26 protein-coding genes are annotated in these 23,503 nt (G+C 38.4%); 12 read left to right on the plus strand and 14 right to left on the minus strand.

Annotation, left to right across the window (positions count from 1 at the left end; all coding sequences use genetic code 11):
• Window positions 1-9: 9 nt before the first annotated feature.
• Window positions 10-897 carry a cation diffusion facilitator family transporter gene (locus tag SAR02S_RS05260; RefSeq protein ID WP_052433541.1) on the plus strand — a complete coding sequence of 296 codons (888 nt, stop codon included), beginning with the start codon at window positions 10-12 and terminating at the stop codon, window positions 895-897.
• An 11-nt stretch (window positions 898-908) separates the two neighbouring features.
• Here SAR02S_RS05260 and SAR02S_RS05265 read toward each other — a convergent pair whose 3' ends face one another.
• The 5 genes from SAR02S_RS05265 to SAR02S_RS05285 form a co-directional block, all read right to left on the minus strand.
• Window positions 909-1,187, minus strand: a complete 279-nt coding sequence (locus SAR02S_RS05265; RefSeq protein WP_041957607.1) for a DnaJ domain-containing protein — start codon at window positions 1,185-1,187, stop codon at window positions 909-911.
• A 12-nt stretch (window positions 1,188-1,199) separates the two neighbouring features.
• On the minus strand, window positions 1,200-1,820 hold the full coding sequence (locus SAR02S_RS05270; protein WP_041957608.1) for a DedA family protein: 621 nt from the start codon (window positions 1,818-1,820) through the stop codon (window positions 1,200-1,202).
• A gap of 17 nt (window positions 1,821-1,837) precedes the next feature.
• Complete coding sequence (locus SAR02S_RS05275) at window positions 1,838-2,227, minus strand: desulfoferrodoxin family protein (RefSeq protein ID WP_041957609.1); 390 nt, start codon at window positions 2,225-2,227, stop codon at window positions 1,838-1,840.
• 61 nt (window positions 2,228-2,288) lie between these two features.
• The gene (locus tag SAR02S_RS05280; protein WP_041957611.1) at window positions 2,289-2,867 is read right to left on the minus strand and encodes an ATP-binding cassette domain-containing protein; all 579 of its coding nucleotides are present in this window, start codon (window positions 2,865-2,867) and stop codon (window positions 2,289-2,291) included.
• Window positions 2,864-4,099 (minus strand): glutamate-5-semialdehyde dehydrogenase, encoded by a 1,236-nt coding sequence (locus SAR02S_RS05285; RefSeq protein WP_041957612.1) that lies wholly within the window; start codon window positions 4,097-4,099, stop codon window positions 2,864-2,866. Before SAR02S_RS05285 ends, SAR02S_RS05280 begins: the two co-directional genes overlap by 4 nt.
• 118 nt (window positions 4,100-4,217) lie before the next feature.
• Between SAR02S_RS05285 and SAR02S_RS05290 the strand changes: the two genes are divergently transcribed.
• Genes SAR02S_RS05290 through mnmH form a run of 8 tightly spaced genes read left to right on the plus strand, consistent with a single transcriptional unit; the run spans window position 4,218 to window position 13,113 of the window.
• Complete coding sequence (locus tag SAR02S_RS05290; protein ID WP_041957614.1) at window positions 4,218-5,171, plus strand: NAD(P)-binding domain-containing protein; 954 nt, start codon at window positions 4,218-4,220, stop codon at window positions 5,169-5,171.
• Window positions 5,172-5,187: 16 nt separating this feature from the next.
• Entirely contained in the window at window positions 5,188-8,514 is a 3,327-nt protein-coding gene (locus tag SAR02S_RS13185; RefSeq protein WP_052433542.1) for a hypothetical protein, read from the plus strand.
• A gap of 2 nt (window positions 8,515-8,516) precedes the next feature.
• Window positions 8,517-9,215, plus strand: a complete 699-nt coding sequence (locus tag SAR02S_RS05300) for a tRNA1(Val) (adenine(37)-N6)-methyltransferase (protein ID WP_041957616.1) — start codon at window positions 8,517-8,519, stop codon at window positions 9,213-9,215.
• On the plus strand, window positions 9,203-9,583 hold the full coding sequence (locus SAR02S_RS05305; protein WP_041957618.1) for a YkgJ family cysteine cluster protein: 381 nt from the start codon (window positions 9,203-9,205) through the stop codon (window positions 9,581-9,583). The genes SAR02S_RS05300 and SAR02S_RS05305 overlap by 13 nt, the downstream gene beginning before the upstream one ends.
• The gene (locus tag SAR02S_RS05310; RefSeq protein ID WP_041957620.1) at window positions 9,559-10,830 is read left to right on the plus strand and encodes a tetratricopeptide repeat protein; all 1,272 of its coding nucleotides are present in this window, start codon (window positions 9,559-9,561) and stop codon (window positions 10,828-10,830) included. Before SAR02S_RS05305 ends, SAR02S_RS05310 begins: the two co-directional genes overlap by 25 nt.
• The gene (gene trpC, locus SAR02S_RS05315) at window positions 10,827-11,615 is read left to right on the plus strand and encodes an indole-3-glycerol phosphate synthase TrpC (protein ID WP_041957621.1); all 789 of its coding nucleotides are present in this window, start codon (window positions 10,827-10,829) and stop codon (window positions 11,613-11,615) included. The genes SAR02S_RS05310 and trpC overlap by 4 nt, the downstream gene beginning before the upstream one ends.
• The gene (locus SAR02S_RS05320; protein WP_198133085.1) at window positions 11,615-12,106 is read left to right on the plus strand and encodes an HIT family protein; all 492 of its coding nucleotides are present in this window, start codon (window positions 11,615-11,617) and stop codon (window positions 12,104-12,106) included. The genes trpC and SAR02S_RS05320 overlap by 1 nt, the downstream gene beginning before the upstream one ends.
• Entirely contained in the window at window positions 12,100-13,113 is a 1,014-nt protein-coding gene (gene mnmH / locus SAR02S_RS05325; RefSeq protein ID WP_041957623.1) for a tRNA 2-selenouridine(34) synthase MnmH, read from the plus strand. The genes SAR02S_RS05320 and mnmH overlap by 7 nt, the downstream gene beginning before the upstream one ends.
• Here mnmH and SAR02S_RS05330 read toward each other — a convergent pair.
• The 9 genes from SAR02S_RS05330 to SAR02S_RS05370 all read right to left on the minus strand — a co-directional run bounded on the left by SAR02S_RS05330 (window position 13,110) and on the right by SAR02S_RS05370 (window position 20,278).
• Window positions 13,110-13,862 (minus strand): energy-coupling factor ABC transporter ATP-binding protein, encoded by a 753-nt coding sequence (locus SAR02S_RS05330; protein ID WP_041957625.1) that lies wholly within the window; start codon window positions 13,860-13,862, stop codon window positions 13,110-13,112. The two genes, mnmH and SAR02S_RS05330, sit on opposite strands and share 4 nt — an antisense overlap.
• Window positions 13,849-14,403: a hypothetical protein gene (locus SAR02S_RS05335; protein ID WP_052433543.1), complete on the minus strand. Its 555-nt coding sequence runs from the start codon at window positions 14,401-14,403 to the stop codon at window positions 13,849-13,851. The genes SAR02S_RS05330 and SAR02S_RS05335 overlap by 14 nt, the downstream gene beginning before the upstream one ends.
• Window positions 14,393-14,674, minus strand: a complete 282-nt coding sequence (locus SAR02S_RS05340; protein ID WP_041957626.1) for a PDGLE domain-containing protein — start codon at window positions 14,672-14,674, stop codon at window positions 14,393-14,395. Before SAR02S_RS05340 ends, SAR02S_RS05335 begins: the two co-directional genes overlap by 11 nt.
• Window positions 14,671-15,318 carry a cobalt transporter CbiM gene (cbiM, locus tag SAR02S_RS05345; protein ID WP_041957628.1) on the minus strand — a complete coding sequence of 216 codons (648 nt, stop codon included), beginning with the start codon at window positions 15,316-15,318 and terminating at the stop codon, window positions 14,671-14,673. The genes SAR02S_RS05340 and cbiM overlap by 4 nt, the downstream gene beginning before the upstream one ends.
• Before the next feature lie 110 nt (window positions 15,319-15,428).
• A complete protein-coding gene (gene pdxA / locus SAR02S_RS05350; RefSeq protein WP_041957630.1) occupies window positions 15,429-16,364 on the minus strand; it encodes a 4-hydroxythreonine-4-phosphate dehydrogenase in 936 nt (311 codons plus the stop codon).
• Window positions 16,361-17,140: a pyridoxine 5'-phosphate synthase gene (locus SAR02S_RS05355; RefSeq protein ID WP_041957631.1), complete on the minus strand. Its 780-nt coding sequence runs from the start codon at window positions 17,138-17,140 to the stop codon at window positions 16,361-16,363. Before SAR02S_RS05355 ends, pdxA begins: the two co-directional genes overlap by 4 nt.
• Window positions 17,141-17,204: 64 nt before the next feature.
• Complete coding sequence (locus tag SAR02S_RS05360) at window positions 17,205-18,335, minus strand: cytochrome b/b6 domain-containing protein (protein WP_041957632.1); 1,131 nt, start codon at window positions 18,333-18,335, stop codon at window positions 17,205-17,207.
• 60 nt (window positions 18,336-18,395) lie between these two features.
• A complete protein-coding gene (locus SAR02S_RS05365) occupies window positions 18,396-18,773 on the minus strand; it encodes a c-type cytochrome (protein WP_041957633.1) in 378 nt (125 codons plus the stop codon).
• Between the two features lie 32 nt (window positions 18,774-18,805).
• Entirely contained in the window at window positions 18,806-20,278 is a 1,473-nt protein-coding gene (locus SAR02S_RS05370) for an NAD(P)/FAD-dependent oxidoreductase (RefSeq protein WP_041957635.1), read from the minus strand.
• A 206-nt stretch (window positions 20,279-20,484) separates the two neighbouring features.
• On the opposite strand from SAR02S_RS05370, the gene SAR02S_RS05375 reads away from it, so the two are divergent.
• The 3 genes from SAR02S_RS05375 to SAR02S_RS05385 all read left to right on the plus strand — a co-directional run bounded on the left by SAR02S_RS05375 (window position 20,485) and on the right by SAR02S_RS05385 (window position 23,497).
• Window positions 20,485-20,706, plus strand: coding sequence for a hypothetical protein (locus SAR02S_RS05375; protein WP_041957637.1), 222 nt, complete (start codon window positions 20,485-20,487; stop codon window positions 20,704-20,706).
• A 6-nt stretch (window positions 20,707-20,712) separates the two neighbouring features.
• Complete coding sequence (locus SAR02S_RS05380) at window positions 20,713-21,618, plus strand: Ppx/GppA phosphatase family protein (protein ID WP_041957638.1); 906 nt, start codon at window positions 20,713-20,715, stop codon at window positions 21,616-21,618.
• Between the two features lie 187 nt (window positions 21,619-21,805).
• A complete protein-coding gene (locus tag SAR02S_RS05385; RefSeq protein WP_041957640.1) occupies window positions 21,806-23,497 on the plus strand; it encodes an acetolactate synthase large subunit in 1,692 nt (563 codons plus the stop codon).
• Window positions 23,498-23,503 lie beyond the last annotated feature (6 nt).

Below are 23,503 nucleotides of genomic sequence, written 5' to 3' on the forward strand. Positions count from 1 at the left end.
ATTTAAAAAATGTCAAAAAGTGTTAAAGCTGCATTATTTGCCAACGGTGTTATTGCAATTGCAAAAGGAATGGCAGCATTTTTCACAGGTTCAGCCTCTATGATGGCAGAAGCGATTCACAGCACGGCAGATTGCGGAAATCAAGCACTGGTAATGTTGGGTGAAAAGCAAGCCTCACGAGGACGCTCCGAATACCACTCTTTTGGGCAAGGAAAAGCAAACTTCTTTTGGTCTTTTGTCGTAGCGGTTGTTCTCTTTTTATTAGGTGGACTTTTTTCACTTTACGAAGGTTTTCATCGTATTCAAGATCCTCAACCCATTGAAAATCCTTTACTGATTTTAGGCATTATTGTTTTATCAATTTTACTGGAGTCAAGTGCTTTAAGGGTTGCCCTTAAAGAGAGTAATTCAAAATTAAAAGATATTTTCTCAACCATAAAACATAGCTCTTCATCGCATATCTTAGTTGTTCTTATTGAAGATTCTGGTGCATTGTTAGGTTTGATGATTTTGACATTAGGATTGGTTCTTTCAGAATTTGTTCATCCTATTTTTGATGGCATTGCAGCATTGATGATTGGCTCACTTTTGATAGGGTTATCTAGCATTTTATTTATTGAGCTCAAAAAACTGTTGATAGGCGAGAGTTTAGACAGACAAACTACCAAGCAGATCAAAGAGTTGATTAAAGAAGAATCAAATGTTTTGGTTCATATCAATGCTGTAAGAAGTATGTTTATAGGGTCTAACGAAGTTTTATTGATTATTTCAATGAATGTCAAAGACGATGCAACGGGACATGAAATAGAACAAGATATTAAAGAGCTAAAATACAAAATCCAGACAATGCTTAAAGAACATAAAATGCAAATTTATGTCGATGTTTTCGAGTTTTAAAAAGATGTTGATTATCTTCCGCTCAACCAATCGCTCTTAGAAAACGGATACTGTTTTTTAAACTCAGTCTCATCAAAATCAAACCGATAATTCTCAATATACGCTATGATTAAATGGTACGCATCGTTAATTTCTTGAAATTTAGCGGTGCTGCCATTTGGTGCGTCAGGGTGGAATTCTTTGGAAAGAGAGAGATAGAGTTTGTGAAGGGTTTTTTTATCGGTTTTGGCAACAACACCCAAGGTAAAAAGCGCTTTTTCAAAATCACTATACTCTAAACCTTGGGTCATCGTTGTTTCCTTTTACATCTTTTTGGCTTTTCGTTTGCGCTCTTTTTTCGCATGTAGCCAAAAATAGATAGCACCCGCAAAAACAATAAAAACAATCACAGCAATCGTGATAGTATGCAAATGCTCATTCAGCAACGCCTCGTTCTGACCAAAGAAATAGCCTAAAAACGTCAATATACTCACCCAAATACCTGCGCCAAAGCCTGTATAAAAACAAAAGATGCCAAGATTCATCCGAGCCAGCCCCGCAGGAAGTGAAATATAATGTCGAATGACAGGAATGAGCCTTCCCGTAAAGGTTGAAAACGAACCATGTGTTTTAAAGAATACTTCCACTTTTTCCAGTGTTTCAGGCGTAAAAAAGACATAATGTCCATACTTTAAAATGAGTTTTCGACCCAGCTTCACTGCTAAATAGTAATTCAGAAGCGCTCCCGCAATACTCCCAAATGTTCCAAGCGCAATGACAATCCATAACTCCATCTCGCCTTTAGCACACAAATACCCAGCAGGAATCATCACCACTTCGCTTGGAAGAGGGAAAATACTACTTTCAATAAGCATCATCACAAAAATACCAAGGTATCCTAAAGCACCAACCGTTTGTACAATCCAATCAATAATAGCGTGCATAAAACTCCAATTTTTTATTATTTAACAGTAACTTTCACTTCTTCGCCTTGCCACAAACCATGCTTGGTGCAGTAGCATTGAGCATTAAAATGGTACACATCTTTGTTCGGAACAATAGAAAATGCAACTTCTGCATTACCACGATGTTCATCCGCACTCACGATGCACGCGGCAAGTTCTACTTTAGCAAGCATATGTTCAGCGTCAAAGAGCGTAATGGTCGAAATATAATGGTTAAAATCATCAATATGCGCATGTTCACTTCCCACACGAACACGCACAAATACAGATACTCCTTTTTGAAGCACACCATCGCAGAAAATGTAAGGTGTATGTTTATCAATAAAATCTTTGCGAGCTTCACGCTCTTGCGGGCTAAATGTTTGCGATGTAAAAATTTTTGGCATAATTTATCCTTTTTTTTGCGTAAGGAAATCCTATAATGAATCCCTTTAAAAATTAAAGTATTTACGCTTTTAATTCAACCATTTTATCACTGCACCATGATGCTAAATTTTTATCGTGCGTGATGAGCAAAATGCCTACTTGGTCTAAAAACTGCATTAAAAGTTGCATGACATGTAAGCCTGTGATGTTGTCGAGTGCAGAGGTTGGCTCATCGGCTAAAAGAAGAGAAGGTTTCATCAACAAAGCTCTTAAAATGGAACATCTTTGAAGCTGTCCACCACTGAGTTGGTGGGGTTTTTGAGCCAAGACATCAGGATCAAGATCGAGCGCATGACAGAGTTGATGCAGATCATGCAAAGGAGCCACATCGCTGATTTGATTGATGATGGTGTAGGTTGGGTGAAACGATGTGTAAGGATCTTGAAAAATCTGTGAAAGTTTAGCCGCGGTTATCGTGCCACTTTTAGCTTTCAAATTTCCCGCCACAAGCTCAAAAAGCGTACTCTTCCCACTTCCACTTGCACCCAATATAGAAACAACTTCTCCCACCTTTACATGTAAAGAGAAATCATGGTACAAAAGCTTGGAATTTGGGTACCCAAATGTAAGGTTTTCTACGCGTAAAACCTCTTGGCTCATGCGCGAATCTGCCCTTTACCATAGACTTTAAACTTGTAGGTGGTCAGGTCATTGATGCCCATAGGTCCACGTGCATGAAGCTTGTTGGTACTGATGCCCACTTCCGCACCAAAGCCAAACTCGCCACCATCCGTAAAACGAGTTGATGCATTGACATAAACACACGCTGCATCCACTTCATTTAAGAAGCGCTCAGCTGTTGTGTAATTTTCACTTAAAATGGCTTCAGAGTGCGAAGATCCAAACTCGGCAATATGTGCAATCGCTTCAGCAACACTCTCAACGATCTTGATACTTAGAGCATTACTAAGATGCTCCGTGTGGTAATCTTCATCACTTGCAGGCTTTACATGTAAAAGTCTTTGCGTTTTTTCACAGCCTTTTATTTCTGCACCCGTAAGATCAAGCGCCTCTTTCATGCGTGGTAAAAAGCTTTTTGCAATTGCTTCGTGTACCAAAAGTGTTTCCAGTGAATTACATGCACTTGGGCGTTGGCATTTGGCATTGAGTACGATCTCAATCGCTTGCTCTAAATTCGCCTCTTTGTCCACATACGTATGGCAAACACCTTTGTCATGTTTTACCACAGGAACGGTTGCATTTTCGCTTACAAAGCGAATGAGTGCTTCTCCTCCACGAGGAATGATGAGATCGACGAATTTATCCATTTTAATAAGCTTCGCAACACCTTCACGACTGGAATCTGGCAGAAGCGAAATGATCTCTTTAGGAAGGTTGTGTTTTTCTAAAACCTCTTGCAAAAGAGAAGCGATGATGGCATTACTGTAAAATGCCTCTTTACCACCTTTAAGCACACACGCATTACCACTTTTAAAGCAGAGTGCAGCGGTGTCACTGGTGACGTTAGGACGACTCTCATAGATGATACCAACAACACCAATAGGAATGCTCACTTTTTCAATCCTGATGCCACTAGGAACAACCCAACCTTCAAGTACACGACCAACTGGCTCTTTCAAGCTCGCAATTTCGCGGATTGCATTTGCCATCTCAGAAATGCGTTTTGTATTGAGTAAAAGCCTGTCCACAAGGGCTGAACTTAGGTTGTTTTTCTTGGCTTCGTCTAAATCTTTTTGGTTTTCGGTTATGATGATGTCACAGTGTGCTTCCAAAGCATCTGCCATGTGTGCCAAAACATCTATTTTTGTTTTGGGATCAAGGGTCGCGATAATACGACTAGCAGATTTGGCAAGTTTGAGAAAAGTTTGCACGTTTCTTCCCTTAGAATGGAATTTAATGGGGATTTTACCACTTTTGTATTTAATATGTCATAAGTATGTTTGGAGTATAATCATTAGCATTAGAAGATAATCATACAAGGACATAAGAATGCAACAAATTTACGATTTAGTCATTATCGGTGGAGGACCTGGTGGTATTGGTGCAGCAGTTGAAGCTAAAGTGCTTGGTCTGCAACATATTATGATGATCGAAAAAGGCGAAAACCATTCCCAAACCATCCGAAAATTTTACAAAGATAACAAACGCGTTGATAAAAACTACAAGGGCCAAGAGATCGAGCTTAAAGGCTCTATCGATTTTAGAGATGGCACGAAAGAGAGTACGCTCAACTACTTTGATTCACTTTTAGATTCTGGTGAGATCGACTCAGCGTTTAACAGCGAAGTGGAGAGCATTACCAAAGAAGAGGGTGAATTTCACATCGTGACTACAAAAGCTGGATACCGCGCTAAAAACGTTGTTGTTGCTATCGGAACGATGGGCAAACCCAACAAACCTGACTACACACTTCCTATTTCCCTCAAAGAGCGCATCAACTTTAATCTTGATAAATGTTCACAAGGTGAAAAACTTCTCATCGTCGGTGGTGGAAATTCAGCGATTGAGTATGCGATTGAGCTATCAAAAAGCAATAACGTAACGGTTAATTACCGTCGCGATACCTTTAGCAGACTGAATGACATTAATCTTTCAATGATTCATGAATACAATGGAGAAGAAAAACTGCGTCTGCGCCTTGGCATGGATATTGTCTCTATTGAAAATGAAAATGGCTTGGTTAAAGTCAATTTTACCGATGGTTACCATACGATTTACGATCGCGTTGTGTATGCCATTGGCGGTACAACACCCGTTGATTTTCTTAAAAAATGTGGTATAACATTTGATGCTGATGCTAAACCAGAGTTTGATGAAAATTATGAGACTAAAACCAAAGGTTTATACTTAGCAGGTGACATTGCGGTTAAGAGTGGTGGTAGCATCGCTATTGCACTTAATCATGCGTACCAAATTATTTCACACATCTTAAATACAAAATAACGAAGGCATTTTATAAATGGCAAAAATTGCTCTCTCTTCTTCGCAGATTTTAAATATAGCACTTGGTATGGTCATTGTAGTGGGAAGTCTTGCAACAGCTCGATACGCTAATTTTGGTGGAGTCTCTTTTGATGAATTAGGCGAAAAATATATCAGCAAAAGTGATGTTAAATTTAGTGATCTTCCCCTTGATCTGCAAAAGCATTATATTGACAAAGAAGCGACCATTGAGCAGAGCAAAGATGGAAACCTCTTTGAAGATGAATATCTCGATGAGCAGGGCAAGCCTATTGCTGATTCAGAGTTAACCAAGCAAGATTTTAAACGCATGATTAATAAATTGCAAAAAACACTTTTGTTTGTCCAACATGACAATCTTTTAATGTCAAATGAGAAGAATGAGCTCTCTAAAAAATTAGACGAACAACAAATCGAGCTTGAAGAACAACGCAATCAATGGACAAATAAAAATACCGAACGCCTGAATGAAGCGGAGCAACAACATTACCGTAACATTAGCGATCTGACTGTAAAGATCAATGAGGTTCAAAAAGAGAATGTCGTTATTGCTCAAAAAGCAAACATTGAAGCCAATACGCTAAAAGGTCAGATCGAAGAGCTTAAAGCCAAAGCGGTCGAAGAGGAAGAAAAAAAGCATATAGCCATCAAAAAAGCGCGTGAAGATGAACAATCAAAACTCGTAGATTATAAAGAGAAGATTAAGTTTTTAAACGATCAAGTCACTCTTTTAAATGAGCAAATCAATACCAATAACGAAACAGCTAAAAACGCTTTTGCCCGCAAACAAGATGAGATCAATAAACTCAAAGAAGAGATTGTACAAGCGGCTAAAGAGCGAAATGATCTTATGAGTAAACAGACGCAAACATTGGTTATCAATGAGCAAAAACAGAAAGAAGAGATTGCGAAATACACTCAAACCATTGAACAACTTAAAGTCGATACTGAAAAACTCATTGCTAAAAATCGTCAAGACATGATGCTTCAAGATGAAGATCATGCGAAAAAAATGGCACTTCAAGAAGAGAAACTCAAAGGTGTCAACACCGAACTTGCCAGCGCTAAAAAATACGTAGATGCTTTGATGTTAGAGAATGAAAAAGACTTTAATAAATTTAGAACCTACCTTGAAGATGAGAAAAAACTTAACAAAGAGCTTTCATTGGCTAACAAAGCACTTGAAGAGGGTGCTCTAAACAATGAAAAAAGCCTCAATGCGTCTATCTTAAAACTCAAAGAAGAGATTGCGAAAAAAGAGGGCAATATCAAAGCATTGAACGATAAAATCGTACTTTTAAACAGTGAAAAACTAAATTTTGAAGCTGAAGTGAAAAAACGTGTCGATGAAAATGACAAAATTCACAATAAGAACTACAAAGTTTTCAATGAAAAAATTGCCAATTTTGATGCCTCTAAAAAAGAGTTGATCGACAAACTTGATAAACAACTCAATGAATACAAAGCCACCGCCAAAGAGAATAGCGAACGTGTACAATTTCACATCAATGAACTTAGTGCATCGAATAATGAGCTTAAACTTAAAAATGATGAAAAAGAAAAAGAGTTACAAGGTTTAAAATCACAGTTAATCGCAACTAAAACAGAGAGCCAAAAAGCTAAAGAGAGCAATGATGGTACACTGAAAGAACTTCGTGCCACTTTGGACGAGTTTAAAGCGAGTAGCAAAGCAAAAGAGAGCGACTATATCGCTAAGATCCAACTACTGCAAGCAGATATTAAAGAGAAAGAGGCGGCCATTGTCTCGAATAGAAAAGACGAGGCGCTTAAAATTGCAGCTTTAGAAAAAGAGATCAAAGTCAAAGCAATTGAGTTACAAAAAATTCAAACGGAAAATGCACGCAATGAAGGCGCACTACAATCTTTACATGTAAAGCTCAAAGATGCTGAAGACAACGCAACGAAAGCAACCAATAAAATTGTTGAAGAGCTTAAAGCCAAAGTTACAACATTTGAAAAAAACCGTATCAGTGAAGATGCAAAAATGGTCGGACTCAAAGATGAACTTCGTCGCAAAGAAATTGAGTATTTTGACATCCTTAAAGAAAAAGATAAAGAGCTGAAAGCAAAAGAAGCGACGTTGGTTGCGAACAAAGAAGGCACTAAAAAGATAGAAGCCCTTAAAGCTTCAACGGAAGAGAACCTCTCTAAGTTTAAAGAAGAGTTCAAACAAAAAGAGCTTCAACATTTAGCTGAGATTAAAGCTCTTCAGGGGGAAATAAAAGCAAAAGAGAGCCAGTTGTCTGCTTCCAATAAAGAAGAGACGCTTAAGAGCATAGCGTTGGAAAAAGAGCTGAAAGCAAAAGAAGCAGCGATGGTTGCAAACAAAGAAGAGATGAAAAAAGTTGAAGCCCAAAAAGCGGCGAGTGAAGAGAAACTTGCCAAGCTCAAAGAAGAGATAAAAAATCAACAACTTCAAAGCTTAGAGGCGACTAAAGCTTTACAAGCAGAGCTCAAAGCAAAAGAGAGCCAAATATCCTCTTTCAATAAAGAAGAGACCCTTAAAAGCATCGCTTTAGAGAAAGAACTCAGAGCTAAAGAGGCAACCATTGTTGCCAATAAAGAAAACTATAAAAAGACAGAAGTACTCAAAGCTTCATTAGACGAAAACATAGCAAAACTCAAAGAAGAGTTCAAGCAGAAAGAACTTCAGTATTTAGAGGCAACCAAAGCACTGCAAGCAGAGCTGAAAGTGAAAGAGACACAACTTGGGTCAAGTAAAAAAGATGAAACACTTAAAATTATAGCACTTGAAAAAGAACTCAAACAAAAAGAGAGTACTTTGGCGCAAAACCAAGAGGAGTTTAATAAACGCATTGCTTCGAATGAGCAAACCATTAAAACCTTGAATGAAAAGCTAAAACTCTTAGAAACCACAACACCGAAAGTAGCTGTTGCTAAGACTTCCGCACCTGCACCTAAAGGCGCAAAACTTACGATGCTCGACAAAGTTACATGTACAGATATGGGAACAGGGGTTAATGCCATTTCTGAAACGTGCAAACAAGAAGTTCAAACGTTCCTAGCGAAGTACGATAGCTCGTATTTCTTTGAGGTTGCGCCGATTGTCGATAATGGAGGTTTTGCCTCACTCAAGCTTATCAAAAGTAAAAAAATGGGAGTGGAAGATACTGAGATTGACCGCATTAGTGGTCTAGCCAATATCGGTCTTGGAAAAGCCAGAGCAAAAGCGGGTGGAGAATTAGTCGAGTCTTACGTAGGAGAAGGCGCTAAGATCAGTTATGCTCTTTCAAATATTGAGCAAGATAAAGCACGAGGCTTCCAAATCAGGGTGTACCATTAAGCATGAATTTATTTCAACCTGAGAAAGGATACCGTTACAACAGTGACACACTTCTGCTCTATGATTTTATAAGCGCTGTTCATCCCAAAGGTGAAGTTTTAGACGTAGGGTGTGGCTGTGGCATTTTGGGGCTTTTGCTGAAACGCGATTTTCCAAGTGTTAAAATGCACCTTTTGGATATCCAAGAGCAAAATTGCACCATTGCAAAGGCAAACGCAGAAGCTAACAACATACCAATCGAAAGCTTTACATGTAACGATTTTTTACAGACAAAATTTGAGCATAAATTTGACATGATCGTATCCAATCCTCCTTTTTACCATAAGGGTGGTGTTATAAGTGATGATGATACACTTTTCTTAAGTCGACATAGCAGTGCACTTCCCTTTGTTGCCTTCGCGCAAAAAGTCACTAAAACGCTCTCCAATCGGGGATATTTTTGTTTCTGCTATGATGCCAAACAGATAGACAGCCTTATGGCAGCACTGCTTGGAAATGGACTCAATGTAGAAGATCTCTGTTTTGTGCATTCAAAAGAAGATAAAGAAGCATCATTGGTGCTCATTCGAGCGCGCAAAAATTCTAAAACGCTTTGTAAAATTCATCCACCACTTTTCATCTACAGAGAAGAGTCGTTTACTCCACGAGTACAGGCAATCTTTGATCGATCAAAAACACAGAGTGTGACATGGAAAAACTAATGAAAATGGATGGATACCCTTATGCGTTTGATCCTAAAGCCTGTCAAAGTTGCTCTGGAAAATGCTGCATTGGAGAGAGTGGATACATATGGGTAAGCCAAGAGGAGATAAGTGCTATTGCACAAAAACTTTCTTTGTCAAAAGAAGAGTTTATCAATAAGTATTTACTAAAAATTCGCTATCGTTTCACGATTAAAGAGATCGTGTATGAAGGCGGTTATGGTTGCGTCTTTTTTGATATGGAAAAAAAGATGTGTCGTATCTACGACGTACGCCCACAACAGTGCCGTACATTCCCATTTTGGGAGTATTTTAAAGAAAACATTGACGAGGTAGTTACAGAATGTCCCGGTATTATTCGCTTATAGTCGTTCTTTTTTTATTGGTGGGATGTGCCACCAAAGAGGTTGTTGTTACGAAGGAAACCACTAAAAAGGTTTTTGAAGAAGAGGATAACCTTATTTTACAAGCATTAAATTACCAACAAAATGGCGATTATGTCAATGCACGCAAAATTTACCATACGCTTTATGAACAGAGTCAAAAGAAAGTTTACCTTACTGAAGATGCAGGACTTGCCTTTATTTTGGATGATCCGGATGCACGTGAGCTGATTATGCAAGGCATTCGTAAATATCCCGATGAAAAAAACTTTAACCGCTTACTGGTGGGTCAATTTGTTAAAGAAAAGCGCTATGAAGATGCTGAAAAAGAGATTTTAAAACTTATTGCATACGATAAAAGTGTACAACATCTCAGCATTGCTGGTAATCTTTATTTACAGATGAAAGCATATGACTTTGCCCTAAAATACTTTGAAAGTGCCTACAAACAAGAGCAAAATGAAGATTTAATGCTCAATATTGTCGAGCTTTTATACCGCTTCTTAGGTCGTAAAGATGATGCTGTAGCATACTTAGAAACGTATGCCAATATGGAAGGCTGTGGAAATCACACCTGTTACAAACTCATTGAAATTTACGGACGTGATCGTAATGTACAAGGCTTAATTGCAACCTATAAAAAACTCTATAAAGAGCAACAAACCGAAGAGATCGCAAAAAAAATAGTAGAACTTATGATGTACATTAAAGATGTCAAAGGGGCTACTACATTTTTAGAAAAAGCACAAATTAACCAAGATATTCTCTTGCAAATCTACGCAACACAGAAAAAATTTACAGAGGCCTACAACTTGGCTGAAAGACTCTATACAGAGAGTAAAAATCTTGACTATCTAGGGAAAATGGCTATATATGAGTATGAACTGAACAAAGCAAAACTCTCACCCGAAGTCATACAGTCTATTTCTCAAAAGTTTAATGAAGTAACCAGCTTGCTTAAAGATTCTGTGTATCTTAACTACTATGGCTATCTGTTAATCGATCATAACATTGACATTCCTAAAGGTATTGCATTGGTTCAAGAGGCACTTAAGTTAGAGCCAAATTCACCGTATTTTCTTGATTCCCTTGCATGGGGTTATTATAAACAAGGTCAATGCGATGAGGCCTATAATATCATGAAATATTTTGGTGATAATGTCATGGAAGAAGAGGTTGCTGTGCATATTGAAGCGATCAAAAAATGTTTGAAAGAGAAACAAGCGCAATGATTTTAGATGAAATTATAAAACGAACCCGTGAAGATTTAGAGAAGAAGAAAAAAGAATATACCATTGATTGGTTGGGCAGAAGTCTTGCCTTTAACCCTTTTATGCCTCGTGATGTTAAGCCTTATCTCAAGGCAACACCGGATAACCCGTATCGCATTATTGCGGAGGTCAAAAAAGCAAGTCCGAGTAAGGGTATCATTAAAGCTGATTTTGATCCACTCGCCATTGCTAAAGCATATGAGTTAGGAGGGGCTGATGCTATCTCTGTTTTAACGGAGCCTCACTATTTTCAAGGAAATCTTGAGTATTTAACCCAAATTCGCCGTTATGTGCCGACACCTCTGTTACGTAAAGATTTTATTGTCGATGAGTACCAGATACTTGAAGCTCTTGTTTATGGGGCTGATTTTATTTTATTGATCGCAAAAGCGCTCTCGAAAGCTGAATTGAAGCATCTTTTAGAGTATGCATTACGACTTGGGCTTGAAGTTTTAGTCGAAATACATGATAAAGAAGATCTTGTAAAAGCAATCTTTGCAGGTGCAAATATTATTGGTATTAACCACCGTAACTTGGAAACTTTCGAGATGGACATGAGCTTAACGGAAAAACTTATGCCTCTTATTCCTCAAGGAAAGATCATTGTTGCAGAGAGCGGATTGAACGATAAAGAGACGATTAAGCACTTAAGTAAAGTTGGTGCAGATGCCTTTTTGATTGGTGAGTATTTTATGAGAGAACCTGACATTCAAGTTTCATTAGAAGCCATGAAAAAGGTAGATTGATGAATTATATGTATGCGCCTTGGCGTGATGTGTATTTTACAGATAAACCAGAAGGATGTGTCTTTTGTAATATTACAGAGCATCCTGAACTTGATGAGAAGCATCATGTTTTGTACCGTGATGAGTGCTGTTTTATTGTTATGAATCGTTACCCGTATTCTCCAGGGCATTTTATGGTCATCCCTCATCATCATACTGATTCTATAGAAGAGCTTGAGCCTGAAGTTTGGTTGCATCTCTCTTTTATAGTCCAGCGCTGTGTCAGAATGCTCAAAGAGGGCATTGGAGCACAAGGTGTGAACTTGGGTATGAATCTTGGTAAAAGTGGAGGAGCGGGCATTGCAGAGCATATTCACTACCATGTCATCCCAAGATGGCTTGGTGACACCAATTTTATTACAACCATTGCTGACACAAGAGTCTATGGAACTGATTTTGAAAAAATCTACCAACATCTTAAAGGGCTTGTACCAGAGTATCTTTCATGTTAAGTGACTTAGAAGTTGATGACTTTATCGCTCATAAATCAACTTTTGATCTTTTAATCGATGCGCGAAGTCCCAAAGAGTATGCTGAATCACACATTCCAAATGCTCAAAATTTCTATGCGTTGAATGATGCTGAACATCAAGAAGTAGGCACACTCTACAAGCAAGTCTCACGTAACGATGCAAAAATACTAGGAGCGCGTTACATTTGTCAAAATGTAGCCCTTCATCTTCAAGAGATTGCAAAGTCCTATAAAATAGGCTCACGAATAGGTATTTATTGTGCAAGAGGAGGGCTTAGATCTAGCTCAATAGCCATCATCCTCTCCCACATTGGCTACCAAGTCTACAGACTTCAAGGTGGCTATAAAAGTTACCGTGTGCATGTGCTTTCTTATCTTGAAAATATCCCCCACCATCGTTTTATCCTCCTTGGCGGAAATACGGGATGTGGTAAGAGTGAACTCTTGCAAACACTTCAACCTTCCATCGATCTTGAAAATCTTGCCAATCATCTAGGCTCTAGTTTTGGAAGTATCAAAGGGGCACAACCAAGCCAAAAAGCTTTTGAAAATAGTTTATGCGAAATTTTATGTAAAATTGATCCCAATGCCTATATATTCATTGAAGCAGAAAGTAAACGAATGGGGAAATGCACCCTTCCTTCCCTTTTACATGCACGTATGAAAGAGAGTTTTCGCATCGAAATCACGGCTCCTCTAGCACAACGCGTTGAACGTATATTAAAAGATTATGAGAGAATTACACCTGAGTTTTTTAATCAAGCTATGCATATGATCGCACCTTATATTAAAAAAAGCGTGAAAGAAGAAGTGCAAAAAGCGTATGAAAGTCATGATCTTGCAGCAGTAGCGCAGACTTTACTTACACAGTATTATGATGTGGTCTATAAGAAACCCCATCATGTTGATACGATCCTTGATAATGCAGATGCAAATGTCACTATTGAAGCACTTCAAGCTTTACATGTAAAGCTTACCAACGCCTAAAAATGGTGCATGTGGTAGTGTGAGTGTTGGAAGTCTTTGTGTTTATGCGCGTGAAGATGGAGCAAATTTCCCTCTATTAAGGTCTTTTTATCACGCATAAGTGCTTCAATCTCACCATTGTAAATGAGTTGATGCTTGTCATTGAGCACAAGCGCTTTATCCCCAAGCTCATACGCTAAAGAGATGTTATGCGTTGAAATGAGTGTGGTTATATTCATCCCGGAGAGCAGATCCACAAACCATCCTGTTGTTTTAGGGTCCATATTGGCGGTTGGTTCATCCAAAAGCAAAAACTGTGGTTCTAGCGCTAAAATAGCACACAACATGACTTTTTGTTTTTCACCACCACTGAGTTTGAGAGGTGAGCTTTGAAGATGGTGTGTTAAACGAAATTTGTCAGCTATTTCACGTACACGTTCGTCCACATTGGTGATGTCAAACTCGCGTAATCCAAAGGCAATTTCATCATAGACCGTCGGATTGAACATCATGGTTTCAGGATTTTGAAATAAAATACCTATCTCTTTACGAAAGTTTTTACCAACACTTTTTTTAGTGATTAATTGATCTTTATAGAAGTAATTTCCCTCTCCAAAATAAAGCCCCGCAAGAATGCGAAGGAGGGTGCTTTTACCACTTCCATTGTTACCCAGTAAAACGACTTTTTCGCCTGCTTTGATCTCAAATGAGAGTTTATCTAAAACGCATTTTGTTTCGTACTGATATGCTAAACTTTCAATCTTTATCAAAAAACCCCCTTGCCTTAAGTGCCAAACTTTTTTCCTCGCTATCATACAACGCTTTGGTAAAAAAATAACCAAAAACAGAGGTAATAAACTCTTTTTGAGAGCGTTCACTCATCTTTTTTATGAGCCTGCTTTTCAAAGAAAGCATAAAATTTTCATAGCTTTTTTGGTAGCTGTAAATTTGTGAAAGTGAAATGCTCAGAAGAAAACTCAGCGTCTTCGAAAATGAGAGAGCAAGAGCAATATTGACATAATGTGAAAAAAGCATCGTTGAGAGCGTCAAGTCAAAGACCCGTAAGTTAAAAAGAAGGAGATACTCCATCCACGGCTTTTGATTGAGAAGGGAAATAATCAAAAAACCCACACTAATGGCAATGTTAAAAAAGAAAATGGATTTGAGGGCTTTTTTGAGTATCTTAAACCACGCTGTTCGCGCTAACAAAAGTAAAAGAATCGCAAAAAAGCCTAAAAGATAAAAGGAGTGGCTAGAGAGAATAATCGCTAGCCCTAGAAGATAGAGGCAAAAGAGGATTCTATCGCGCAAGCTTTTTCCCAAGCAGATAAAAAATTCCAAAAATAAGCGCAACGCCTAGCATGCCTGAAAGATAGTACGCCAAAATATCGTTCATACCTTCTATCGTATAATCAGGAGCTAAGGCTTTTACATGAAAAGCATTGAGAATCCCTTCAGGAATGAAGCCTAACGCCTCTTGATAATATTCATTTTCCCATTCTGCCCATGCAGGGTTTTCGCTAATCAAACCAAGAGGAATCAGAATAAATAGAATAATCATTGGATAGAGAATTTTTTTCATGCGCTTGCTCCTTTATAGATACGGTTTTTTAGAATATAGCGATAGGCAATACCTGTAAAGATACCTTCCACTACACCAAAAAAAAGAATATGAGAACCTACAACAGCAGGAAAGGTAATCGCAAACCCAAAAGGAAAATAGAGAGGCTGAGCATCTACTGTGGCGATTAAAGGCTGAATACCAAGTAAAAGAGTAAGAACGATAGAGGCGCACACAATACCAATCCAACCACTGATATAAGGTGCAAAAGATTTCTTTTTTAAAATTTGAAAAACATAGTAAGAAGAAAAAGAGGAGGCAAACGCCATCATAAGTGCATTTGCTGCGAGTGTTGTAACACCACCATCACCAAAGATAAGCGCTTGAATCAACAAAACTAAACTCACACATAACGAAGCGACCCAAGGCCCAAAGAGTATGGCAATGAGTGATGCCCCAACAGCATGTCCACTCGTACCACCTGGAATGGGTATGTTAAACATCATAATAATAAAACTAAGCGCACTCAATGAAGCGATGAGTGGTAATGTTGTCTCATCAAGCTGTTCTTTGAGTTTTTTAAACGCAATCATCCACAGTGGCAAAGCAGCAGCATAGGTTGCAATACATGTAATAGGGGAGAGATAACCATCTGGAATATGCATTGTAAGTAACCTCCAAAAATGTAAATCCAAATAATAATTGAGCAATATATAAATATTACTCAATTAAATCTAGTATTATTATTACATCTCTAGTCTTAGTATTACTTGAATTAGAATGTTAAAATTGCTTTTCCTGTTGCGAGTTTGACAGCTTCGTTAACGGCATTGACATAACTTAACATGGAAGGATTACCATCTTTATAGGCGATGTCAAACGCTGTTCCATGGTCTACTGAAGTTCTCACAACGCCTGCATTAAGGCTTACATTAATGCTTTCATCAAAATAGAGTGTTTTCAAAGGAATCAATCCTTGGTCATGATACATACAGACGTAATAGGTAAAATTTTCACGATTCGCTTTTGAAAAAGCAGTATCTGGCACAAGAGGTCCAAAAAAGACTTCACGCTCTAAAAAGTGATTGGCTTTTAAAATCGCTTTTTCGATCTCTTCATCTTCATCCCCAATGACACCATGATCTCCAGCATGAGGATTAAGCCCCAAAACACCGATACGCTCGACGCCAAGTTCTTCATAAACTTTCAGTAAAAAAGGTTTTAGTTTTTTCGCTTTGATTTCATGGGGAACATCACGAAGGGGGATGTGGTGCGTGTAGAGAATGGTAAACATCTCTTCGCATCCTAACATCATAATGGCTTCGCATCCTAGAAGATCACTGAGTGCATCCGTATGTCCTTTGTATTCCAATCCTGCCATTGCCCATGACTCTTTGTTGATGGGTAGGGTGACAATACCACTGACTTCATTACTTTTTGCCAATGCAACGGCTGTAATAAAGGAGTCGTAAGAGCTTTCACCCGCTTCAGCCGAGCAAACACCCGCTTCAATCTCAAAGACTTTTCCACAGTCACGTATCTCAAAGTCACTGGGGACATCAAGCCCTAAAAGAGCGGCTCCCCAACCTAGCATATTTTCATTGATACAGTAGATAGGATAGCAATGTTTTCGAACTTCTGCGTGCGCTCTAAGCGCAAGTTCCAAGCCAATACCGTTTAAATCACCTATACTGATTGCTATTTTTTTCATCGTACTAATCCTAACATCTCTTTGACCGCTTGCTCAAAACCCACAAAAATAGAGCGTGCAATGATACTTTGACCAATATTGAGTTCAACAATCTCTTTGATATCTAAGATACGCTTCACATTTTGGTAATTCAGACCATGTCCCGCAGCCACCTTAATTCCTAATTGGTGAGCCACTTTTGCGGCTCTTTCAAGTTCATGCGTTGCTTCAATGAGCTTTACATGTAAAGCTTCACGATTGAGTTCAAGCTCTTGAATGCTATGACGTGAGCGAGAAAGGTTAGAGTAGAGCATCGCATAAATATTGGCATAAAGACCTGTATGAAGTTCAATCCACTCCGCTTTTATCTCTTTAGCCGCTTCAATCATTGCACTGTTTGGATCAATAAAGAGTGAAAGCTCAATGTGCTCTTTTTTAAGTCTTTGCGCGATCTCTTTGATAACTTCTTTGTTTTTAACGACATCAAGTCCACCTTCCGTCGTCACTTCTTCACGTTTTTCAGGCACAAGTGTCGCACGGTGTGGTTGTAACGCTATGACTTTATCAATAATTTCAGGTGTAATAGAACACTCTAAATTGATCGGAAGCTGGGAAATTTCAATAATCTTTTTAGCATCATCATCATTAATATGACGTCGGTCTTCTCTTAAATGAATCGTGATTTGATCTGCTCCAGCGCGTTTAACTAAAGAGATGGCATCCAGTGGATCTGGGTCATTGATCTTGCGTGCTTCTCTGAGCACTGCAATATGATCGATATTTACGCCTAGAAGCATGGGGTGTCCTTCGTTTTTTAAGGATTATTATAGCCAAAATATAATTTCTAAAAAGTTTCAATGCCTATTTTGGGATATGAATACGCGTATTCTCAAAAATTCCATACTCAAAATCAGGATGACACGCAAAACAGTTAGAAGCATTTTTTACATGTAAAGATTTAAACACCCTTTTTTCAATACTTTGATGTACTTCGCGCCAGTAGGGAACTTTACTCATGGAAATAGGGCGCATGTCACCTAAAGACTCCAATGTTTTAACGGCAATTTTATGCGTAGACGTTTCAGCACAGTGACTTAAAAGGTACGCTTTAATGCTCATTTGCTCACTTTTGGTAATGTTATTCTCTGTAATTTGCTCGCCAAAATGATTATCTAGCCCATCCATAAGACGTACCCATGAGTCATACGGTAACATAAAAGGTGGATAGATTTTGTGACATTTGCCACATTTTTCATAAAAGCTACTGTTCTCCGCTTGAAAATTTCGCTTTTCAAACCTGCTTTTTGTGAAAAATGTTTCATCTGAACTTGCTACAAAATAGAGCATGCCTAAAGACAATCCTATAACGGCATAAGAAAAAAGATGACGTATGATGGAAACTGTCGCATCTGTGCCTTCAGCTTTTTTATATCCAGAAAGCATTGCAAAAACCATATTGGTTTTATGATAAAACTGCTCGATTAATACACCTATGATATGAATGATAGCCCATGTAAAAAGTACATAAGAGAGTATTTCATGCGAGACTAAAAGGGATGAAGAAAATCCAAAATAACGTACATTCAAACTTGAAAAAATGCCACTGGCTTCTTGTGTTCCTTGCAGTAAGAGTCCGCTGAGAACGATCAAACTTCCAAGACCTAAGACAATGAGTGTAAACCAACTGGATGCAGCATTGTGTCCTGCATAGATTTTGCGCCATCTGTTTTGAACTTTTTGAACAAAATAATCCTGAAGTTCTTGATAACTTAGTTTAAATGTTTTGAACGTTGCATAATTGGGTCCAACAAATCCCCAGATGAGTCGAAAAAGTAACACTACACCAAAAATAAGACCAAAAGAGAGATGCCATCTAAAAAGAGCATGCTGAAAAGAGGTTAGAAAAGAGAAGAAAAACGAGGTTGCAATAATCCAATGAATAATGCGAGTACACAGCGGCCAAACAAAAACTTCATGAGGTCTTTTGTTCATGTATAACTTTCAGATGTTTTTTGATGCATTATTGCACCAAAAAACATCATGTTCAAATTTTTATTTAGCAACGCTAAACGTATTATGAAGGTAGTTAGCCATCATTTTAACATCGTAGTCGTAACCTTTTTCAGCCAATTTTTTCATGTTATGCTCCATAACATCATGTTCGGTTGCAGTAGATTGCCCACCAAGACCACCATTTTTAATGTCAAAGAGAGACATTTCAAGCTCTTGCACAGTTTGTTTTGTAAGAGCAGGTGCTTTTTTCTCAGCAACACCTTCACCTTTAGGACCATGACAGTGCAAACATGTCTCAGCATAGACTTGCGCAGGGGTGTATTTGTACTTGACACTATCCGATTTTGGTTTATCGCCACATCCACTTAAAACAACTAAGGCAACGGCGAAAGAGAGTACTAAATTCATTTTTTTCATAAGTTTTTCCTTTTTATGTATCGTAAACAAAATTAGGCTCTACCAGAGAGCATGCCATAAATTGTCATAGGTTTAAGTGCATAGACTTTAAGTAACCACCAAATCCAGCGCTCTTGTGTCGGATCAAGAGGGAAGGATGGAGCAGGTTTAGCTGTCCAATTAAATTCAAGCAGTGCTACCGTTCCAATGCTGGTGATCAACGGACAAACCGTGTAACCATCATAAGCAGCTGGAAGTTTTTCTTGCTTTTCCATCACTGCGATTAAGTTTTCCGCAACAACGTTGTATTGTTTACGCGCACTTCCTCCTGTTTTACCCATAGGAACTGCGGCAACATCTCCTAATGCAAAGACATTTTTGTAAGTCACATGTTGAAGTGTTTCTTTAACAACAGGGACCCAGCCTTTACTTGAGCCAATAGGTGATTTACCAACAAGATCAGGCGCTTTTTGAGGAGGCGTGATATGGATAAAGTCATACTTTTTCTCAACATTTTTACTCATTGAGATCATGGTGTATTCTTTAAGGTCCTCATCATACTCGCCTTTTTCAAGCCATTTTTTTTCAAATGTTGCTACTTTATTTGCTGTATCAATTGCTACTAAATTGGTTTTGAATTCCCATTTAAAGTCTCTGGCTTTAAATTGCTCAAAGATAGCAGTATTGTATTCAGGCACACCAAACATCTTGTCACCACTTGGACAAAAGGTTAATTCTACTTTATCTCTTACACCTGCTTTTGTGAGTAAATCATGGGTAATATACATAATTTTTTTAGGAGCGCCACCACATTTTATAGCCGTATCAGGATCTGTAAAAATTGCTTGAAGTTTTTCAGTACCTTTGTGCGCTTTTGCTTTCGCAATGAGTTCTTCAATACCTTTTTTTGTATCAACAGCGCCATCTGCAAAATAGATAGAGTAAACGCCATCTTTACCTACTTTTTTACGCACAACATCATTAGCGCCCGAAGAGGTGATTTCACCTTCAAGCCCTTTAATAGCCCCGAAATTAAGCATTAATCCCATTGCAACAATTAAATAGTCGTAGCTTATTTCTGTACCATCTGCTGTTTTAACTTTGTTGTTTGTCGGATCAAAACTGACTACAGAATCTTTAATCCATTTAACACCTTTGGGTATAAAATTTGCGGTTTCATACTCAATGTCACTTTTTTGCCATACTCCAGCAGCAATTAGAGTTTGCCCAGGCTGATACGAAACTGATTTTGGATTTGGCTCAATAAGCGTAATATCAGGACTAGAAAGTCTTTGCGTAAGTTTTGCCGCTGTTGCAACACCTGCAAGACCACCACCTACAATAACAATTTTGCCCGTTGCATTGGAGCTAGAAGCTTGAGCTTCTGTTGCAGTTGCCGCACTCGCCAAGACACTTGCAGCAATTGGTGATGCTGCCAAAAATTTCATCGCATTACGGCGAGACATTCCACCTTCATGCTTCTCAATCTCAAAGAGTATCTCCTCAATGATTTTGTCTGATTTCATAGTTTGCCCATCCTTTTTGTTGTATGTTTCCCCATTCTACTTCCAATAATCTGAGTCTTTCCTTGGTTAAAAAAATTATACCTGATTATTTTAGTTGTTTATAATCTTCTAAAATTGTATCGATAATGTAATGTTATTCAACCTAGGATTAAGTTTTTTTTCTCTAAAATCATTTATTCAATTTTTTTAGCTTATAAGTAGGAACGATGTTCAAAAAAGAAATTCTTATTTTTGTTTCCATTTTTTTATTTCTTGCTTTAGGAATGCACATGAATCAATGGCTGACACATCCTCTGACTCATTTAAACAATTTAAGTGCAAACAAGATGCCGTATCATCCACTTCTTTATACAACGATTGTCTACATTTTTACTGGGCTTATCCGCGCTGTTTTAAGTGCCGTTATAAAGCTTTTTAGAAAAAGATAGATTGCAATGATTGGCTGTGATTTAGGCTCAAATACGCTACGTATTGTCCAAATAGAATGTCAAAGTAAAACGCGTATTAAAGCGTTTGAACGCATTGTTCGTACGGCAAAAGATTTACATGTAACGGGTCTCATTAGTAAAACTTCCAAACAAAATATCTTTAATGCTCTTCATGAAGCTTCAAAGCTCTTTGATTTTAAAAATGAACGCTGTTTTTGTGTAACGACTGAGGCTATGCGAATTGCGTCAAATGCTAAAGAAATCTTAGAAGAGATAGAGGCAACTTTTGGGCTTACATTTCAGATTATATCCGGTGAAAAAGAGGCTTATTTAACATCACTCGCTGTCGAAAATGCTCTCAAACGTGAAGGTTATGAGCACCAAACTTATGCGTTATTTGACCTTGGTGGAGGTTCAACAGAACTTACCTTTTGCAAAAATGGCACAAAACAATCTCAGAGCTTTCCCTTTGGGATTATCAATGTTGCAGAGCGTTATACACACGATCGTATGCAGCATGTAACCCGTATCGTTGAATCCATCAATCCATTTACTCAAGCGCAACCTCACATTTCTTCCACTTTTTTACAATTAGTAACAACTGCAGGGACACCAACAACTGTAGCCGCTTTTTTAGAAGGGCTTGACTATGCCCATTATGATGCCAATGTTGTCAATGGAAAAGTTTTACATGTAAACGATTTTGAAGAAGCGTATGAGCGTTTATCTGCAATGAATGAAGAGGAAGCAGAGCGTTACACAGGTACAAATCGCAGAGATTTGGTTGTTGTAGGCATTTTGATTGTTAAAGCAATTATGCGAAAATTAGGATTTGAGAGATGTATCGTTATTGATGATGGTCTGAGAGAAGGGGTAGCACTTGAACAGTGTTACAATTTGAACAAATCATAAAATACGCCCTAAAAATGAGCCTTCTTTAATCTTTATTTGCTATAATAACCCACTTTTTTTACAAGAAGTATCCTGTAAAAATTAATAATTCTGTCAACATAGTTGACAAGCTTTAGTACCATAGCGGTTAGCGTAGTCAAAGAAGCTTTGCTTTTTTGGCGTAATCAAATTATGTAAAGGAGAGGTCATGGAGTTAAGCGGTTCCCAGATGGTCATAGAAGCACTACGTAAGGAGAATGTCAGCGTCGTCTTTGGCTATCCTGGTGGTGCTATAATGAATGTTTATGACGAAGTTTATAAACAAAATTATTTTAAACATATTCTTACACGACACGAACAAGCAGCGCTGCATGCAGCTGATGGTTACGCACGTGCAACCGGAGAGGTAGGTGTTGCGTTTGTCACCAGTGGTCCTGGATTTACTAATGCAGTCACAGGACTTGCAACGGCTTATATGGATTCTATTCCTATGGTTGTTATCAGCGGTCAAGTTCCTATTAGTATGATTGGAACCGACGCGTTTCAAGAGATCGATGCTGTAGGCATTAGTCGTCCATGTGTCAAACATAATTATTTGGTTAAAGATGTTAAAGACTTGCCACGTATTTTAAAAGAGGCATTTTACATTGCACGAAGCGGCAGACCTGGTCCTGTTCATGTGGACATCCCTAAAGATGTCACGGCACAGATTGGTCATTTTGCGTATCCGAGTGAAATTAAAATGCAAACCTATAAACCAACCTATAAAGGCAATCCACGCCAGATCAAAAAGGCGATTGAAGCGATCCAAGCTTCCAAGCGTCCTGTTCTTTACATCGGTGGTGGAGCGATTAATTCAAACGCTAGCGAAGAAGTGCGAGAATTTGCTAAGCTCTGTGGTATTCCTGCCGTTGAAACCTTAATGGCACGTGGTGTTATGGGTGATGAAAACCCACTGCTTCTTGGAATGTTAGGAATGCACGGCTGTTACAGTGCCAATATGGCAATGAGTGAAGCAGACCTTATGATTGCATTTGGTCCACGTTTTGATGACCGTGTTACAGGTAAACTGAGTGAATTTGCAAAACATGCCAAAATCATTCATGTCGACATAGATCCTAGTAGCATTGGTAAAATTGTACCGATTGATTACCCCATTGTAGGCGATCTTAAAAACGTTGTTGAAGCGATGATCCCTCTTGCAAAAGAGCAGATTGATGAGAATAAATATAAACCGTGGCGTGATCTGTTAAAGCGTTACAATGAAATTCATCCACTCAAATACGAAGACTCGAATGAGATTCTTAAACCTCAATGGGCAATTGAGCGAGTAGGGCAATTACTAGGCGATAAAGCAATTATTTGTACCGATGTTGGTCAACATCAAATGTGGGCAGCACAGTTTTATCCATTCTCTTATCCTCGTCAATGGCTAAGCAGTGGCGGACTTGGAACGATGGGTTATGGTCTTCCAGCAGCCATTGGTGCCAAAGTTGCAAAGCCTGAGAAGACGGTTATTAACTTTACAGGTGATGGCTCAATCTTGATGAACATTCAAGAGTTGATGACCGCTGTTGAAAACAAAGTGGCTGTGGTTAATATCATCCTAAACAACCAATTTTTAGGAATGGTTCGCCAATGGCAAACTTTTTTCTATAACAAGCGTTACTCATCAACAGACCTTTCTGTCCAACCTGATTTTGTTAAACTGGTTGAAAGTTTTGGTGGACGTGGTTTTAGAGTTAAAACTAAAGATGAGTTCGATAAAGCTCTCAAAGAAGCCATTGAAAGTAACTGTGTTTGTATGATTGACGTACAAGTAGATCGCTTTGAAAACGTTTTACCGATGGTTCCAGCAGGTGGAACGCTTTACAATATGATGCTTGAGTATAAGGAGTAGGGAATG

The organism is Sulfurospirillum arsenophilum NBRC 109478 (genome assembly GCF_000813345.1).
Classification (GTDB): domain Bacteria; phylum Campylobacterota; class Campylobacteria; order Campylobacterales; family Sulfurospirillaceae; genus Sulfurospirillum; species Sulfurospirillum arsenophilum.

What these genes read in the sequence shown, in the direction of transcription:
- SAR02S_RS05375 (WP_041957637.1), top strand. Translation starts at nt 20,485, where the DNA reads ATGTTCAAAAAAGAAATTCTTATTTTTGTTTCCATTTTTTTATTTCTT.
- SAR02S_RS05265 (WP_041957607.1), bottom strand. Translation starts at nt 1,187, where the DNA reads ATGACCCAAGGTTTAGAGTATAGTGATTTTGAAAAAGCGCTTTTTACC.
- SAR02S_RS05300 (WP_041957616.1), top strand. Translation starts at nt 8,517, where the DNA reads ATGAATTTATTTCAACCTGAGAAAGGATACCGTTACAACAGTGACACA.
- SAR02S_RS05310 (WP_041957620.1), top strand. Translation starts at nt 9,559, where the DNA reads ATGTCCCGGTATTATTCGCTTATAGTCGTTCTTTTTTTATTGGTGGGA.
- SAR02S_RS05280 (WP_041957611.1), bottom strand. Translation starts at nt 2,867, where the DNA reads ATGAGCCAAGAGGTTTTACGCGTAGAAAACCTTACATTTGGGTACCCA.
- SAR02S_RS05355 (WP_041957631.1), bottom strand. Translation starts at nt 17,140, where the DNA reads ATGCTTCTAGGCGTAAATATCGATCATATTGCAGTGCTCAGAGAAGCA.
- SAR02S_RS05380 (WP_041957638.1), top strand. Translation starts at nt 20,713, where the DNA reads ATGATTGGCTGTGATTTAGGCTCAAATACGCTACGTATTGTCCAAATA.
- SAR02S_RS05275 (WP_041957609.1), bottom strand. Translation starts at nt 2,227, where the DNA reads ATGCCAAAAATTTTTACATCGCAAACATTTAGCCCGCAAGAGCGTGAA.
- SAR02S_RS05370 (WP_041957635.1), bottom strand. Translation starts at nt 20,278, where the DNA reads ATGAAATCAGACAAAATCATTGAGGAGATACTCTTTGAGATTGAGAAG.
- SAR02S_RS13185 (WP_052433542.1), top strand. Translation starts at nt 5,188, where the DNA reads ATGGCAAAAATTGCTCTCTCTTCTTCGCAGATTTTAAATATAGCACTT.
- SAR02S_RS05320 (WP_198133085.1), top strand. Translation starts at nt 11,615, where the DNA reads ATGAATTATATGTATGCGCCTTGGCGTGATGTGTATTTTACAGATAAA.
- SAR02S_RS05270 (WP_041957608.1), bottom strand. Translation starts at nt 1,820, where the DNA reads ATGCACGCTATTATTGATTGGATTGTACAAACGGTTGGTGCTTTAGGA.
- SAR02S_RS05260 (WP_052433541.1), top strand. Translation starts at nt 10, where the DNA reads ATGTCAAAAAGTGTTAAAGCTGCATTATTTGCCAACGGTGTTATTGCA.
- SAR02S_RS05365 (WP_041957633.1), bottom strand. Translation starts at nt 18,773, where the DNA reads ATGAAAAAAATGAATTTAGTACTCTCTTTCGCCGTTGCCTTAGTTGTT.
- mnmH (WP_041957623.1), top strand. Translation starts at nt 12,100, where the DNA reads ATGTTAAGTGACTTAGAAGTTGATGACTTTATCGCTCATAAATCAACT.
- trpC (WP_041957621.1), top strand. Translation starts at nt 10,827, where the DNA reads ATGATTTTAGATGAAATTATAAAACGAACCCGTGAAGATTTAGAGAAG.
- SAR02S_RS05385 (WP_041957640.1), top strand. Translation starts at nt 21,806, where the DNA reads ATGGAGTTAAGCGGTTCCCAGATGGTCATAGAAGCACTACGTAAGGAG.
- SAR02S_RS05290 (WP_041957614.1), top strand. Translation starts at nt 4,218, where the DNA reads ATGCAACAAATTTACGATTTAGTCATTATCGGTGGAGGACCTGGTGGT.
- pdxA (WP_041957630.1), bottom strand. Translation starts at nt 16,364, where the DNA reads ATGAAAAAAATAGCAATCAGTATAGGTGATTTAAACGGTATTGGCTTG.
- cbiM (WP_041957628.1), bottom strand. Translation starts at nt 15,318, where the DNA reads ATGCATATTCCAGATGGTTATCTCTCCCCTATTACATGTATTGCAACC.
- SAR02S_RS05340 (WP_041957626.1), bottom strand. Translation starts at nt 14,674, where the DNA reads ATGAAAAAAATTCTCTATCCAATGATTATTCTATTTATTCTGATTCCT.
- SAR02S_RS05360 (WP_041957632.1), bottom strand. Translation starts at nt 18,335, where the DNA reads ATGAACAAAAGACCTCATGAAGTTTTTGTTTGGCCGCTGTGTACTCGC.
- SAR02S_RS05305 (WP_041957618.1), top strand. Translation starts at nt 9,203, where the DNA reads ATGGAAAAACTAATGAAAATGGATGGATACCCTTATGCGTTTGATCCT.